This is a genomic window from Malaciobacter pacificus, from assembly GCF_004214795.1.
Classification (GTDB): domain Bacteria; phylum Campylobacterota; class Campylobacteria; order Campylobacterales; family Arcobacteraceae; genus Malaciobacter_A; species Malaciobacter_A pacificus.
This window is the reverse complement of record NZ_CP035928.1, coordinates 1,198,602-1,213,565: the sequence shown is the minus strand read 5'-3', so window position 1 is coordinate 1,213,565 and position 14,964 is coordinate 1,198,602. Positions and strand designations below refer to the sequence as shown.

The window sequence follows — 14,964 nt, the reverse complement described above, 5'->3', positions numbered from 1 at the left end:
TAAAAGGATATAAATGAAAAATATATTAATAACTGGTTGTAGTTCAGGATTAGGATATGCACTAACAATGCTTTATTTAGAAAAAGGGTATAAAGTATATGGTATAAATAGAAGTGAGCCAAAAATAGAGAATAAAAACTTTAAATTTATTAAATGTGATTTATCAGATACTAAAAACATCAAAAGAAACTTAGAAAAAGAGATATTAAATATTAATAAATTTGAAATAGTATACTTAAATGCTGGAATGCTAGGAGAAATAAAATCCTCTTTTGATTTATCAATAGAAGAATTAAATGAAGTATATAATTTAAATGTCTATGCAAATAAAGAATTACTAGATATTCTATCTAAAATTGAAACAAAAAATATAATTGCTATCTCATCAGGAGCTGCTGTAAATGGCTCTAAAGGTTGGGGTTCATACTCTTTATCAAAAGCTGGGCTTAATATGTTAATAAATTTATACTCAAAAGAGATGATAAATACAAAACTTTTATGTATAGCACCAGGAGTAATAGAAACTCCAATGACTGACTATATTAGATTTGAAATAGATGATACAGTATTTACAAGTGCTCAAAGGTTAAAAAATGGAGAAATACAAACTCCTACACAAGCAGCAGCTAGATTAGATAAAGTTGTTGATAGTTTTGATAAGTTTGAATCAGGAAGTTTTATTGATGTGAGAAACATCTAAAAAGAGTTTAACTCTTTTTAGTGTTTGTTTTGTTTTTTCACTTGTTTAATATTTATAATCATTAAAATTGATACTATAAATGCAACTACGAAGAACGCTGCAAATACATATAGTGTTTGAGAGTATGAACCAGTAGCATCTTTAACCATAGAGATAATTAGTGGTCCTACAAGTCCTGCTGCTGCCCATGCTGTTAAGATATAACCATGTATTGCACCAAGCTCTTTTGTTCCAAAGATATCCCCAATATAAGCTGGAATTGAAGCAAAACCACCACCATAACAAGTCATGATAAAGTATAATACTACTTGGAATACAACAATCTCAGTAATTGAAGGTAACATATAAAATGCAATTGCTTGAGTTGCAAAGAAAATTACATATACTACTGGTCTTGTTAAAAAATCAGATAGTGATGCCCACATGATTCTTCCTGCACCATTAAAAATACCCATTAAACCAACAGCTGCAGCTGCAGCGATTGCTGAAACCCCAAGTACTTCTTGTAATAAAGGTGACGCAACACCAATAATAGCAATACCACAAGTTACGTTAATAAATAACATAATCCAAAGCCCATAAAATCTTGGTGTTTTAACAGCTTCACTTAATCCTAAGTTAGCAAGGTCTTTTTTGATTTTCTTTTTACCAGATTCAACTTTTTTCTTAAATCCTTCAGGTAAGTAACCCTCTTCTGGCTTTTCTAAATATAAAGCTGAAGCAAACATTACTACAAAATAAACTGCACCTAAAATAAAGAATGTTCCAGAAATTCCAACTGCTTCAATTAAAACTTTGATTGTTGGACCCCAAACAGCTGAAGCAAAACCAAATCCCATAATAGCTAGACCTGTTGCCATACCTCTTTTATCAGGGAACCATTTTACTAGTGTTGAAACTGGTGAAATATACCCAATACCAAGTCCACATCCACCTAGTACACCATAAAAGAAGTATAATAAAATCTTAGATTCCATCATAATTGCTAATCCTGAACCCATAGTACCTAAACCAAATAATGACGCAGCGATTATTGCAGAAACTCTAGGACCATTTTTTTCAACAAATTTACCCATTAAGGCTGCACTTAAACCTAAGAAAAATATTGCAACACTAAAGGCAATAGTAACATCAGTTAAATCCCAATTCATTTGAGTTTGAATAGGTTTAACATACACACTCCATGCATAAACTGAACCTATACAGATATGCACACCCACAGCACTTAGTGCCATAAGCCATCTATTTTTTTCCACTTATTTTTCCTTGTGTAGTATTAAAGTCGGGATTTTATCTAAAACTTAATTAGATTTAAGAATTCACTTAATAAAAATTAAATTCTTTAATGTTTTTTCTTCATTATTTGTAACAAACTCTTTTAAATTGTCTAATCTATCATAATATTTAAAATTAGGAGAGAACTGTTCAAACTTATCTTTAATAAATTGAGTATTTAATTCAGGAGCATTTAAACATGACAAAACAATACATTTAGTACTTGCTAATTCATCAAGCTTTTTTATAATCTTTTCATAATCTTTAGTTGCAGCAAAACTTCCTTTTTGAAAAGAAGGTGGATCAATAATTATAATATCATAAGGAGCTTCTTTTTTTATTCTGCTCCAAGATTTTAAAATATTATAAGGCATGAATTTTACTTTTTTTGTATCTAAATTATTTAGATGATGATTCTCTCTTCCTGTAGTTAAAGATCCCTTTGACATATCAACATTTACTACTTTAGATGCTCCACTATTTATAGCACTTACACTAAAAGCACAAGTATAAGAAAAGAGATTTAATACATTTTTATCTTTACAAATACTAGAAATATATTCTCTTCCAGCTTTCATATCAAAAAATAAACCTATATTTTGATTCTTAAAACTTAACTTGTATTTTAAACCATTTTCAATAGCTATAAATTCATTAGGGATAAATCCCTTTATCACTTCATAAATTTCTTCTTTTTTATATCTGTGTTGAACCAAAACTATTTCATAGTCGTTTTCTTTTACAACCTCATCAATAACCTCTAAAATCTCTTTGTAAACATTTTCGCTAATTTCTTCAAAGATAGATATAAGTAATAAATTATTTAAACTATCTATAGTTAAATATTCATAATCATCATAAAAATTCCCACGTCCATGAAAAACTCTTTTTATCTCTATAGAGGTATTTTTTATATTTTTTAATATTTCATTTTTTAATTGTTCTTTATTCATAAAATGAATTATATCAAAAATTAGGAATCATAAATCTATCAAAAGATTTAGGATAAGGAGCACTTAATAAATCACCATTTTTCATAGGTTTAAATAACTCATCATATCTTTTATAACTTGTTTGATCTAACCTTCTAAAAATATGAGTTCTATCTAATTTTTCTGGCTTATCAAGTCCAGCAGAAGCAAGTATCTCCACAAAACTCTCTATTGTCATCTCATGGAAATTTGCTACCCTTTGCTTTTTGTCTTCAACAACTAAACCTTTTGCTAAACTTTGGTCTTGTGTAGCAACTCCTGTTGGACAATTATTTTTATGACACTGTAAAGCTTGAATACATCCTAAACTCAACATCATCCCCCTAGCACTTGCACATAAATCAGCACCAATACATAAAGCTTTTGTAATATCCATTCCATTTAATATTTTTCCAGAAGCTATTACTTTAATATCATCTTTTAAATCAAATCCAATAAGACAATCTGTAACAAAAACTAAAGCTTCTCTTAAAGGCATACCAACTGAGTTTGTATACTCCAATGGAGCAGCACCTGTTCCACCTTCTCCACCATCTACAGTTATAAAATCAGGTTTTATATTTAATTCAATCATTGCTTTACAAATATCTATAAACTCTTCTTTTCTACCCACACAAAGCTTAAAACCTATGGGTTTTCCATCACTTAGTTTTCTTAACTTTTCTACAAACTGTATTAATCCTTTTGCATTTGAAAAAGCACTGTGAGTTGGAGGAGAATCAACTCTTGTATGAGCTTTTACTCCTCTATCTTCTGCAATTTCAGGTGTATTTTTATTAGCAGGAAGGATTCCTCCATGACCTGGCTTTGCACCTTGCGATAGTTTTATCTCTATCATTTTTACATTTTCAATTCTACTTTTTACTTTAAACTTCTCTTCATCAAAGTTTCCATCTTCTGTTCTACAACCAAAATATCCAGTTCCTATTTGCCAAATTAAATCACAATTAGTTGCTAAATGATATCTACTTAAACCACCCTCACCTGTATTTAAAGCAAAGTCTCCGATTTTTGCTCCATGTCCTAAAGCTAATACTGCATTTGCACTAAGTGAGCCAAAACTCATAGCTGAAATATTTAACAGTGATGCATCATAAGGTTTCTTACAATCAATTCCACCAATTTTTACTCTTGGATTTAGATCTAAATCATGTGCTTTTAAAGCATTCATAGAATGACCTATCCATTCATAGCCTTCTTTATATACATCCATTTTAGTCCCAAAAGGAATTGTACTTGCAAGTTTTTTAGATCTTCTATACACTACAGATCTTTGTTGTCTATTTATTGGAACACCATCTATGTCTGATTCTATAAAATATTGTCTAATAGGAGGTCTAAGCTCTTCTAAAACCCATCTTAACCTACCAACAACAGGAAAATTTCTCCAAAGAGAATGTTTAGTTTGTCTTAAATCATATATTCCTAATAGCACTATTGCAAAATAAATAATAGTTAACCACATAAATAAGTTATGAAATAAAGATAAAACAATAATAGATATTGCACCAAAGATTATAAAGTTTTTAAACAGTTTAGGCATATACGACTCTTTTTAATAATTTTAGATAATACTTATTAGTTTACTTTTTGTATACTTTCATTACATTGAAGGATATATTTTGCCATACATAAAAAAAGAGTTTATTACTGTAAAGAACAAAAAAATAGAAGATTTTTTAAAAGATGATGTTTTATATGATACTACTTTAACTTTAGAACTTTTAAAAAAAGGCAAAATCACAGATGAAACAGGAAGAAGAATCCAGCAAAACGCTAAACTAAAATCAAAGTTTATTTATATAACTTAACTTTCGCACCTAAAACCAAGCAATTTTCCAGTCACATCTCTTAATAGATCAATGATAGCTGTAAAATCCTCATTTCTATTGACAACTTCTTCAATTTTTGCAATCTCATCTAAAATAGCTAAAAATGCTTGCATAGCTATTGCTAGAGTATGAAGTTCACATTCTAAATCTTTAAACAATCCACCAATTGTTTTAGGTTCATTGCTGATACGATTTATATAGCTAACAACATTGTATGTAAAAAAAGATAGTGTAATTCTGGCTATCAAAGCTTCATAGATTCGATTCTCTTCTTTTCCGAATCCAAAGTGTTCACGAAGTTCTTTATACCCTTGTTCTATATCCCATCGTCTTTTATAAATATCTATAATCTCTTCATCACTAAGTATAAGATTGGTTGATACGATTGGTATTAAATTCTCTTTTGTTTTTATAAAAACAATTTTTAATTTACCAGCTTTTTTATGTTCAACTATGGTTGAAAAATACTCAAACTTTATCTTTTTGCCATATTGACCCATCTTGATAGATTTAAGCTTTTTAAATTTGTTATAGATGCCATCAAGGGTCTTTTTCTCTCCTGTAAAATTCCATATCCTGTCATTGTTTACCATTCTTGAAATGACTTGCAATCCAAGTTCATTCATAGTTTCTATAAATACAGGTTTAGAATACCAGCTATCTACAAGCAGATAATCTGCATATATACCACTAGCTACTGCTCTTTTAATCATCTCTATAGCAATTTGTGATTTCCCTTTTAAGCTTTCCAATCTTCGCTTATGTGCATTGGTTCGATGATCAATAATATTTGTAAACTCTTCTATCTTTACCCTTGCATAACTGTTCATAGCAATTGCAAAGTCCAACATAAAATTTGAATAACCATCACTATAGTTTAGTGATACAACATTTACACCTCTGATTTTTCTCTTTGCTTTATTGCTCCAAAGGTTGTCACAACTTCCCTCTATATTTTTACCAACTTTATCTTCAACAGTATCATCAAGTATAAGAACTCTTACTAGCTTTGAATCTTGCACTTTATGAAGTAGTGATAAGATCTTTAAAGAACTAAGAGATAATAGTTTTCTCCAATTATAAGAAGTATTGGAAAGTAATCGATAATATACATCTTTTTTGAAACTATCATTACTTTGATCCATAAAGGTTGATATTTTTTTATTCATAACCAGCATATATACAAAATGTAATACAACCATATGAACAGCAACTCCCTCTTTTTTAGAAAAATTGCTCTTGGTTAAAATAGTTTTCATATTTAACAAACGTAATGTTTCATAGATTGGATTTTTTAACTTATCGTTTATAATACCGATGATCTTGGATTCTATCTGCATTCTTACCCTTTAATATAATAGATATTATAGCTAAAAGTGCCTATTTAAGGGCTTTATTGAGAGTTCAAAATAGAAAAATATCATAGAAAAACAACTAAATTATTTTTATGTCAACAAGGATAAGATTATTAACTAAAGGAGTAATGTTTTAGGGAGATTTAGCTACAATTTTAATCAATTTAACGTGCGAAAGTTAAGTTATATAACTATTTTTGAAGCTAAAACGAATAATTTAAAGCCAATTTTTGAAAATTTTTTCTTTGCTATTTTTGATAAACCAAGTGGTATTTTAGTTCATCCAAGTTCTACAAAAGATTATTCATATACTTTACTTGATGAAATCAGATACTTATATGGAAATAATGCTAGTTTAGTTCATAGAATAGATAAAGAGACTTCAGGACTTGTATTAGTTTCAAAAAATAAGTTCAGTGAAGCTGTATTAAAACAAATGTTTGAAAATAAAGAGTATAAAAAAATTTATAAAGCAGTTGTAAAAGGTAAAATTGAAAAAAAGATTGATATACACAAACCTATATCAAATTCAGATTCTCAAATAAAAATAAAAATGGCAACTGATGAAAAAGGTAAAGAATCAAGAACTATAATCACACCTATAAAATATAATAAAGAAAAAAATCAAACTCTAATTGAAGCTATTCCACTAACAGGAAGACAACATCAAATAAGAGTACACCTTGATTCTATTGGTCATAATATAATTGGGGATCCTATATATGGAATAGATGAAAATATAGCTAATGATATATTAAATAAAAAAATATCAAAAGAAGAAAGAACTCTTTATACAAAAAGTTCAAGACTTCTCCTTCAAGCACAATATTTAGAGTTTGAGTTTTTAGATACAATCTATAGGTTTTCTTCCAATTTAGATTTTTTTGAATAATAATATGAAGCTATAGTTAGTATTAGGTAAATAAATACTATAAAGTATAATTGTTCTATGGCATTTACATATTCATAATAGATTATGAAAAATGTACTAAGAGCTAATACAAATATAGAAATAATCAAAACAATAGTTGAAGATTTTGTTTCATCTTTTATTTTAAAATTAGCAATTGCCATTATTAAAGATACTATCAAAAATGTAATACTTCCAAACTCTAATATTAAAGTTAAGGAACCACTTAAAACTAAAATAAAAGCTAATATAGACATAGTCCAAATAGCATTCACTGGAATATTGTGTTCATTTCTTTTTCTTAAAAACCTTGGGAATAATCCATCATTTGCAATAATTGCCATTTGTCTTGAAGCTCCAAATACGGTACTACTAATAGCACTTGAAGTTGCTAATAAGGCTCCAAATATCACTAAATCATTTCCCCAATGACCTAAAACTTTATTAGCTCCTGCTGCTAAAGCATACTCTTCATTTGCAATAATATCTTCAAATGAAATAGCTAATATTGCCCCAAGTGCTATTATCACATAAATAAGTATTGCTAAGCCAATAGCACTATATATTGCTTTGGGAATATTTTTTGATGGGTTATCCATCTCATTTACTGCATTTATAACTAATTGGAAACCTTCATATGCCACAAAAGTTATAGATGAAACTATTAAAATAGCACCTAAACTAACTTCACTATTATTCTCAATCAGTACAGGTAATGTTGTTTGAGAATTATTTATTAAAACAAATGAGATAACTATTAAAATTAAAAGTTTAGTATATACCATCAAATCTTCTAATTTTCCCATTCCTTTAACGCTCCATACGTTAATAAAAACAAAAACTAAAATGATAAGCCCTGCAACTAATTTTCTAACTAATTCACTAGTATCAAATGTACTTGTTGCATAAGAAGAAAAAGTATAAGAGTATAAAGCTATGGTACTTATATATCCAAAGATAACCCACCAACCAATAAGCGAGGCTTCAAACTTAGAATTTGGATATGTTCTTTTTATAAAAGAGTATGAAGCCCCCTCATCTTTGTAATAAACCCCTAATTTTATATATGAATAAGAAGCAAAACCTGCAATAACTCCTCCAAAAAGAATAGCCAAAGGAGTATACACTCCAATCATGGAAACTGAAACACCTAAGATTGTAAAAATCCCACCACCTACCATTCCACCAAGTGCTATGGCAATAAGTTCTAATAAACCTAAAGATTTATCTCTGTTTCTATGGATTTTATTCATTTAATTAATCTCTTCTAAATAAGTTTGAACTCTTTGTTTGACATCATCAGCTAGCCATTGAGGTTCTATTACTTTTATATATGGAATATACCAATAAATTAGTGGAATTATTTCCATTTCATTACTAATTGTAATTTCTATTTCAATTGAACCATCTTTATCTTCACCTATTATTCTTTGACCTCTAAGTGGTTTTCTTTCAAAATATTTTCTAATAGTTTTATCTAAAAATAGTCTTACTACAAATTGTTCATCTAGATTAAACCAAACAGAGTTTGCATGTTTTAATCTCTCTTCAACAATATCAGGTATTTCAAATTTTGTATCTAAAACTTGAATATTTTTGATTGTTTTTAAGTGAAACTTTTTAAATATCTCTTTATCTTTTTTTACGTGCAATGCAAGTAAATACCAAAAGCCATCAAAAAAAGCTAGTTTTAAAGGTTTAACATGAAAAGAGTGATTTTCATATTCAAATTCAATTTCTATTTTTTGTTTAATTACTCTTTCTATTTCGTTAAATAAAATCATATTTTTTTCTTCTAAATATTCACTATTTATATTTGCAAAAATTGGATGATCTAGTTGTTGAGTTACTTGTGATAATAAAGAATGAGCTTTTGAATAAAAGATTTTACCAGCACCTTTTGCCATTTCATCTAATATTCCTAAAATCATTTTTTCATTTGAAGATAGATTATCTTCTTTTAATTTTGGATCAATTTTCCAAGTTCTACCTTCTCTTATTGCTCCAAATTTTTCTAATTCTTTTAAATCTCTTTGTATTGTTTTAGTACTAACATCAAACTCATTAGCCAATTCAGTTATATTAATACCATGAGTATTATTTTTTAATATCTCATATATTTGATTTAGTCTATTATATTTTGAATTATCAGTTTGTTTTTTTATAAATTGTGGCATTAATATTCCTGTATAAAATATTATTTATTTTACATAACTTAACTTTCGCACCTAAAACCAAGCAATTTTCCAGTCACATCTCTTAATAGATCAATGATAGCTGTAAAATCCTCATTTCTATTGACAACTTCTTCAATTTTTGCAATCTCATCTAAAATAGCTAAAAATGCTTGCATAGCTATTGCTAGAGTATGAAGTTCACATTCTAAATCTTTAAACAATCCACCAATTGTTTTAGGTTCATTGCTGATACGATTTATATAGCTAACAACATTGTATGTAAAAAAAGATAGTGTAATTCTGGCTATCAAAGCTTCATAGATTCGATTCTCTTCTTTTCCGAATCCAAAGTGTTCACGAAGTTCTTTATACCCTTGTTCTATATCCCATCGTCTTTTATAAATATCTATAATCTCTTCATCACTAAGTATAAGATTGGTTGATACGATTGGTATTAAATTCTCTTTTGTTTTTATAAAAACAATTTTTAATTTACCAGCTTTTTTATGTTCAACTATGGTTGAAAAATACTCAAACTTTATCTTTTTGCCATATTGACCCATCTTGATAGATTTAAGCTTTTTAAATTTGTTATAGATGCCATCAAGGGTCTTTTTCTCTCCTGTAAAATTCCATATCCTGTCATTGTTTACCATTCTTGAAATGACTTGCAATCCAAGTTCATTCATAGTTTCTATAAATACAGGTTTAGAATACCAGCTATCTACAAGCAGATAATCTGCATATATACCACTAGCTACTGCTCTTTTAATCATCTCTATAGCAATTTGTGATTTCCCTTTTAAGCTTTCCAATCTTCGCTTATGTGCATTGGTTCGATGATCAATAATATTTGTAAACTCTTCTATCTTTACCCTTGCATAACTGTTCATAGCAATTGCAAAGTCCAACATAAAATTTGAATAACCATCACTATAGTTTAGTGATACAACATTTACACCTCTGATTTTTCTCTTTGCTTTATTGCTCCAAAGGTTGTCACAACTTCCCTCTATATTTTTACCAACTTTATCTTCAACAGTATCATCAAGTATAAGAACTCTTACTAGCTTTGAATCTTGCACTTTATGAAGTAGTGATAAGATCTTTAAAGAACTAAGAGATAATAGTTTTCTCCAATTATAAGAAGTATTGGAAAGTAATCGATAATATACATCTTTTTTGAAACTATCATTACTTTGATCCATAAAGGTTGATATTTTTTTATTCATAACCAGCATATATACAAAATGTAATACAACCATATGAACAGCAACTCCCTCTTTTTTAGAAAAATTGCTCTTGGTTAAAATAGTTTTCATATTTAACAAACGTAATGTTTCATAGATTGGATTTTTTAACTTATCGTTTATAATACCGATGATCTTGGATTCTATCTGCATTCTTACCCTTTAATATAATAGATATTATAGCTAAAAGTGCCTATTTAAGGGCTTTATTGAGAGTTCAAAATAGAAAAATATCATAGAAAAACAACTAAATTATTTTTATGTCAACAAGGATAAGATTATTAACTAAAGGAGTAATGTTTTAGGGAGATTTAGCTACAATTTTAATCAATTTAACGTGCGAAAGTTAAGTAAGCATAAGTTTTGATATTATATTTATAGAATTTAAAGGAGTTTTTAATTCATGACTCATATTTGCAAAGAAATTATCTTTTTGTTTTTGTATGTTTAAAACATTATTTCTTCTTGTTTCTAAATCTAATTTCATTTTATTCATAGCTTTAGCTAAAGTACCAATTTCGTCATTTTTATTTAAATAAGGTATTTCAGGGTCTCCACCTTCCCCTATTTCTTTTGCTTTGTTAGTTAGAATATCAAGCATTCTTGTCAATTTGTTACCTGTATAATAAGAAACAAATAGAGATATCAAAATTTCAAATAATATCAATAATAGTGTCATATTTCTATTTTCTTCTATAAACTCATTACTAGTTTTTAAATCAAATATAATTATAAATGATCCTAAAATCATATTATTTTCTTTTACACTAATAAATTTTGTTTTTAATTGTTCATTATTATATTTAAACTTTTCACTATTAAAAAATTCAATTCCTTTATCTAAAAATTCAGGATATTTACTTTTACTAGATAATATAATATTTTGATTATCATAGATAATCAGTGTATTAATTATATTTCTATTAACTGTTTTTTCAACAATATTATCTAGGGTAGCTAAATCATATATACTTAAAGGTACTTTTATTAGATCTTCAATTAAAGAGATATTAGATGTAATTTTTTCTTTTGTTAATTTCTCTGAAGCAAAATTTAGTGCTGAAAAATTAACACCTACAATTAAAGTTATAAAAAAAACTTCAATTATAATGTAGAATAAAATTAATCTATATTTAAATGACATATTTTTACTTTATATTAATATCTTTTATTACATCATATTCAGAGCTATCAATTTTTTTAAAATTTTTAATACTTAATAACTTTTTTAAATCTTCTGGCATATTTAAAATAGCTATTTCAAATCTTTCTATAACATCTTTTGAAACTCTTGGATGATACGCAAAAGGGTGACTTGGATAAGACTTAGTTTTATAAACTATATTTAAACTGTTTTTATCTTTAATATCAGAAAAATTATTAAATGTTCTAACTATACCCCCACCTAGATAACCTATATCTCTTGATATGCCTTTATAAACTGAATCATGGGAATTTACATATAAGACTTTTGCTTCTTTATCTATATCAAAATTATAAATTTTTTTTAATTCAAACTTAGTTAACAGTGTTGCAGCAAAAGCATTTGGAGCTGGGAATAAAAATCTTTTATCTTTTAAGAAATTTTTATCTTCAAAGTTAATATCTTTTCTTTTCGAAACTAAAATTCCAATTATGTCTTTATCAGCCCTAAGAAAAGCATTATAGTTTTGTTTTTTATTAGCTACAATAAAGTGATAAGGATTCATATATGCGATATCATAAAAACCTTCATATAATGTTTTTTCAAACTCAGGAATAGACTTTTCTGTACTAAAAATCACATTTAAACCTGTATGTTGTTTTAAATAATTAGCTACTTCTAGCCATTTTTTTGATAAAACAAGAGGACTTTGTTGAGGAACTACACCCAACACTAAATTATTAGCAAAAAGAGATAATGTAAATACTAATAAAATTAATACTATCTTTTTCATCTTAAACCTTTAAGTTTTGAGTTATTCTACATGAAAAAATTATTTTTATTTCTAAAATCATATTTTGTAACTTCATTGTAACATTTTTTATCTTATCTAATCAAGTATTTATTTTTTTTACTTTTATATATTGATACTAAAATACACAGAATAATCTTCCAAAAAATCATAGTTTTTTTAAATAATTGTAATTTATGTTACTTTTTTATATATTTTTGAAATCTTTAAAACTAAATAGTAAATTTGCTATGTTTATACTACGTTTTTAGTTTATAATTAAACAAATTTTATGAAACAACAATATAAGGTTAAGAATAATGAGTGAAGAAGTAAAAAGAGAAAAATCATTAACAATGACTATGTTAATGACTCCAGATAAAGCAAACTTTTCAGGACAAAATGTACATGGAGGTGAAATTTTAAAAATGCTAGACCATGTAGCCTACGCTTGTGCAGCTAGATATACAGGAATGTATGCGGTTACACTATCAGTAGATATGGTTTTATTTAAAAATCCAATTAAAATTGGTTCTCTTGTTACTTTCCATGCATCAGTTAACTATACTGGTAGAACTTCTATGGAGATTGGTATTAAAGTAATTTCAGAAGATATAAAAGACCACACAATTAAGAACACAAATGTTTGTTACTTTACTATGATTTCTGTTGATGAAGAAGGTAAACCAACACCAGTTCCAAAATTAGAGTTATTAACAGAAGATGATAAGAGAAGATATAATGACGCTATAAAAAGAAGAGAAATTAGAATGAACTCAAGACATGGGAAATAGAGTTTTTCTATTTTCTAAACATAAAAAAAGGGGGAAGTGATATCACTTCCCCCTTTTTTTTATAGTGATTATTTAGAAACTTTTGTCTCTAAATACTCTTCATAAGAACCTTTAAAGTCAACAATAGAACCATCAGCTTGAATTTCAATAATTCTATTTGCATACGCATCTAATAATTCCCTATCGTGAGACACACAAATTACACTACCTGGATAATCCAATAATCCCTCACCAAGTGCAATAATTGCTTCTAAGTCTAAGTGGTTAGTAGGCTCATCTAATACTAAAAAGTTACCCTGCTCTAACATAATCTTAGAAAGCATCATTCTGTGTTTTTCTCCCCCAGAACATTTCTCCACTTTTTTTTCTTGGTCTTGACCATTAAATAGCATTCTACCTAAACAGTTTCTAATTTCAGAAATATCTGCATCTCTATCAAAACTTCTTAACCAATCGTATAAAGTCATATCACCTTTAATAATATCAGTTGCATTTTGAGGGAAATAAGATTTTTCAATAGTTGCACCCCAATGAACTTCACCACTATCTGGTTTGATATTTTCTACTATGATTTCACATAATGTAGTTTTACCAATACCATTTGGTCCAATTAAAGCGATTTTATCATCTTTATCCACTGTAAATGAAATATCTTTTAATACAGTTTCTCCATCATAAGATTTTGAAATATCTTTGATTGATAATAGTTCTTTACCAACTTCTCTTTTTTGTCTAAAGATAATTGAAGGGTCTCTTCTTGAAGATAATTGAATTGCTCCAACATCTAATTTATCAAGTTGTTTTTGTCTAGAAGTTGCTTGTTTTGCTTTTGAAGCATTTGCACTAAATCTAGCGATGAATTTTTCTAACTCTTCTTTTTCTTTAAGTTTTTTATCTCTATCAGCATTTTGTTGTTTTGCTATTACAGTTGAAGCGATATACCAATCATCATAGTTACCAGTAAACTCTCTAATTTGTTTATAGTCAACATCTAAGATATGAGTACATACTGCATTTAAGAAGTGTCTATCGTGAGAGATAACAACCATTGTACCTTCGTGATGTTGTAATTGATTTTCTAACCAACCAATAGTTTCAATATCAAGGTTATTCGTAGGCTCATCTAAAAACAGTACATCAGGTTTTGGGTATAAAACTTGTGCTAATAAAACTTTGAATTTATCACCACCTGTGATAGTACTCATTAAATCTTGGTGTTGATCTGCTGGAAATCCTAAATCTTCTAATATTTTAGTAATTTTAATATCATACTCATATGTTGGATCTTCTTCACAACAAATAATTTCTAATTCACCTAATCTTTCATTGATTTCATCAGTGAATTCTTCTGACATATATAATTTTTCTTTTTCTTTAATAGCATCAAAAAGTCTTGGATTTCCTTTAAGTACTGTATCAAAAATTGTATACTCTTCATATGCAAATTGATTTTGAGATAAAGTACCAACTTTTTTCCCACTTTGTACTTGAACTTCACCCTCAGTTGCATCTTCTTCACCTGAAAGGATTTTTAAAAATGTAGTTTTTCCAGCTCCATTTGCTCCAATAAGTCCGTATCTTTTACCTGTATCAAGTTTGATATTAATATCTTGAAATAGTACTTTTGGACCAAAAGCTTTTTTTAGATTAACAGTTTGAACCATATTTTATTCTTCTCCAATTTATTTATTTTTCTCAATTTTCTAGGATTATATCTAAAAAAAACTATGTAAGGCTTAATACTT

The 14,964-nt window shown here is 27.7% G+C and carries 14 protein-coding genes; 4 read left to right on the top strand and 10 right to left on the bottom strand.

From position 1 onward, the window contains the following. Positions 1-13: 13 nt before the first annotated feature. The gene (locus tag APAC_RS06135; protein ID WP_130233273.1) at positions 14-700 is read left to right on the top strand and encodes an SDR family NAD(P)-dependent oxidoreductase; all 687 of its coding nucleotides are present in this window, start codon (positions 14-16) and stop codon (positions 698-700) included. Positions 701-717: 17 nt separating this feature from the next. Here the strand turns inward: APAC_RS06135 and APAC_RS06130 are convergent, their stop codons facing one another. The 3 genes from APAC_RS06130 to APAC_RS06120 all read right to left on the bottom strand — a co-directional run bounded on the left by APAC_RS06130 (position 718) and on the right by APAC_RS06120 (position 4,510). Next, on the bottom strand, positions 718-1,956 hold the full coding sequence (locus tag APAC_RS06130; protein WP_228255961.1) for an L-lactate MFS transporter: 1,239 nt from the start codon (positions 1,954-1,956) through the stop codon (positions 718-720). A 63-nt stretch (positions 1,957-2,019) separates the two neighbouring features. Further along, entirely contained in the window at positions 2,020-2,928 is a 909-nt protein-coding gene (locus APAC_RS06125) for a class I SAM-dependent methyltransferase (protein ID WP_130233272.1), read from the bottom strand. A gap of 13 nt (positions 2,929-2,941) precedes the next feature. Next, positions 2,942-4,510, bottom strand: a complete 1,569-nt coding sequence (locus APAC_RS06120; protein ID WP_130233271.1) for an FMN-binding glutamate synthase family protein — start codon at positions 4,508-4,510, stop codon at positions 2,942-2,944. Positions 4,511-4,589: 79 nt separating this feature from the next. Here APAC_RS06120 and APAC_RS06115 point away from each other — a divergent pair, with 79 nt between their 5' ends. Then, entirely contained in the window at positions 4,590-4,778 is a 189-nt protein-coding gene (locus APAC_RS06115; protein WP_130233270.1) for a hypothetical protein, read from the top strand. Here APAC_RS06115 and APAC_RS06110 read toward each other — a convergent pair. Next, positions 4,775-6,139: an IS4 family transposase gene (locus APAC_RS06110; RefSeq protein ID WP_130232179.1), complete on the bottom strand. Its 1,365-nt coding sequence runs from the start codon at positions 6,137-6,139 to the stop codon at positions 4,775-4,777. The genes APAC_RS06115 and APAC_RS06110 overlap by 4 nt on opposite strands. 184 nt (positions 6,140-6,323) lie before the next feature. Here APAC_RS06110 and APAC_RS06105 point away from each other — a divergent pair, with 184 nt between their 5' ends. Continuing rightward, positions 6,324-7,046, top strand: a complete 723-nt coding sequence (locus APAC_RS06105) for an RluA family pseudouridine synthase (RefSeq protein WP_130233269.1) — start codon at positions 6,324-6,326, stop codon at positions 7,044-7,046. Here the strand turns inward: APAC_RS06105 and APAC_RS06100 are convergent. The 5 genes from APAC_RS06100 to APAC_RS06080 form a co-directional block, all read right to left on the bottom strand. Further along, positions 7,010-8,317, bottom strand: a complete 1,308-nt coding sequence (locus APAC_RS06100; protein WP_130233268.1) for an APC family permease — start codon at positions 8,315-8,317, stop codon at positions 7,010-7,012. The two genes, APAC_RS06105 and APAC_RS06100, sit on opposite strands and share 37 nt — an antisense overlap. Further along, positions 8,318-9,241, bottom strand: a complete 924-nt coding sequence (locus tag APAC_RS06095) for a helix-turn-helix transcriptional regulator (RefSeq protein ID WP_130233267.1) — start codon at positions 9,239-9,241, stop codon at positions 8,318-8,320. It abuts the gene before it with no gap. 38 nt (positions 9,242-9,279) lie between these two features. Further along, the gene (locus tag APAC_RS06090) at positions 9,280-10,644 is read right to left on the bottom strand and encodes an IS4 family transposase (protein WP_130232179.1); all 1,365 of its coding nucleotides are present in this window, start codon (positions 10,642-10,644) and stop codon (positions 9,280-9,282) included. Positions 10,645-10,837: 193 nt separating this feature from the next. Further along, entirely contained in the window at positions 10,838-11,635 is a 798-nt protein-coding gene (locus tag APAC_RS06085) for a histidine kinase dimerization/phospho-acceptor domain-containing protein (RefSeq protein WP_130233266.1), read from the bottom strand. A 4-nt stretch (positions 11,636-11,639) separates the two neighbouring features. After that, entirely contained in the window at positions 11,640-12,428 is a 789-nt protein-coding gene (locus APAC_RS06080; RefSeq protein WP_130233265.1) for a phosphate/phosphite/phosphonate ABC transporter substrate-binding protein, read from the bottom strand. Positions 12,429-12,745: 317 nt separating this feature from the next. Here APAC_RS06080 and APAC_RS06075 point away from each other — a divergent pair, with 317 nt between their 5' ends. Further along, positions 12,746-13,219 carry an acyl-CoA thioesterase gene (locus tag APAC_RS06075; protein WP_130233264.1) on the top strand — a complete coding sequence of 158 codons (474 nt, stop codon included), beginning with the start codon at positions 12,746-12,748 and terminating at the stop codon, positions 13,217-13,219. A gap of 68 nt (positions 13,220-13,287) precedes the next feature. On the opposite strand, the gene APAC_RS06070 is transcribed toward APAC_RS06075, so the two are convergent. After that, positions 13,288-14,883 (bottom strand): ABC-F family ATP-binding cassette domain-containing protein, encoded by a 1,596-nt coding sequence (locus APAC_RS06070; RefSeq protein WP_130233263.1) that lies wholly within the window; start codon positions 14,881-14,883, stop codon positions 13,288-13,290. Positions 14,884-14,964 lie beyond the last annotated feature (81 nt).

Bases quoted from the DNA above. Each gene is read 5' to 3' on its own strand.
- APAC_RS06070 (WP_130233263.1), bottom strand. From the start codon at position 14,883: ATGGTTCAAACTGTTAATCTAAAAAAAGCTTTTGGTCCAAAAGTACTA.
- APAC_RS06120 (WP_130233271.1), bottom strand. From the start codon at position 4,510: ATGCCTAAACTGTTTAAAAACTTTATAATCTTTGGTGCAATATCTATT.
- APAC_RS06075 (WP_130233264.1), top strand. From the start codon at position 12,746: ATGAGTGAAGAAGTAAAAAGAGAAAAATCATTAACAATGACTATGTTA.
- APAC_RS06080 (WP_130233265.1), bottom strand. From the start codon at position 12,428: ATGAAAAAGATAGTATTAATTTTATTAGTATTTACATTATCTCTTTTT.
- APAC_RS06135 (WP_130233273.1), top strand. From the start codon at position 14: ATGAAAAATATATTAATAACTGGTTGTAGTTCAGGATTAGGATATGCA.
- APAC_RS06125 (WP_130233272.1), bottom strand. From the start codon at position 2,928: ATGAATAAAGAACAATTAAAAAATGAAATATTAAAAAATATAAAAAAT.
- APAC_RS06100 (WP_130233268.1), bottom strand. From the start codon at position 8,317: ATGAATAAAATCCATAGAAACAGAGATAAATCTTTAGGTTTATTAGAA.
- APAC_RS06085 (WP_130233266.1), bottom strand. From the start codon at position 11,635: ATGTCATTTAAATATAGATTAATTTTATTCTACATTATAATTGAAGTT.
- APAC_RS06110 (WP_130232179.1), bottom strand. From the start codon at position 6,139: ATGCAGATAGAATCCAAGATCATCGGTATTATAAACGATAAGTTAAAA.
- APAC_RS06090 (WP_130232179.1), bottom strand. From the start codon at position 10,644: ATGCAGATAGAATCCAAGATCATCGGTATTATAAACGATAAGTTAAAA.
- APAC_RS06095 (WP_130233267.1), bottom strand. From the start codon at position 9,241: ATGCCACAATTTATAAAAAAACAAACTGATAATTCAAAATATAATAGA.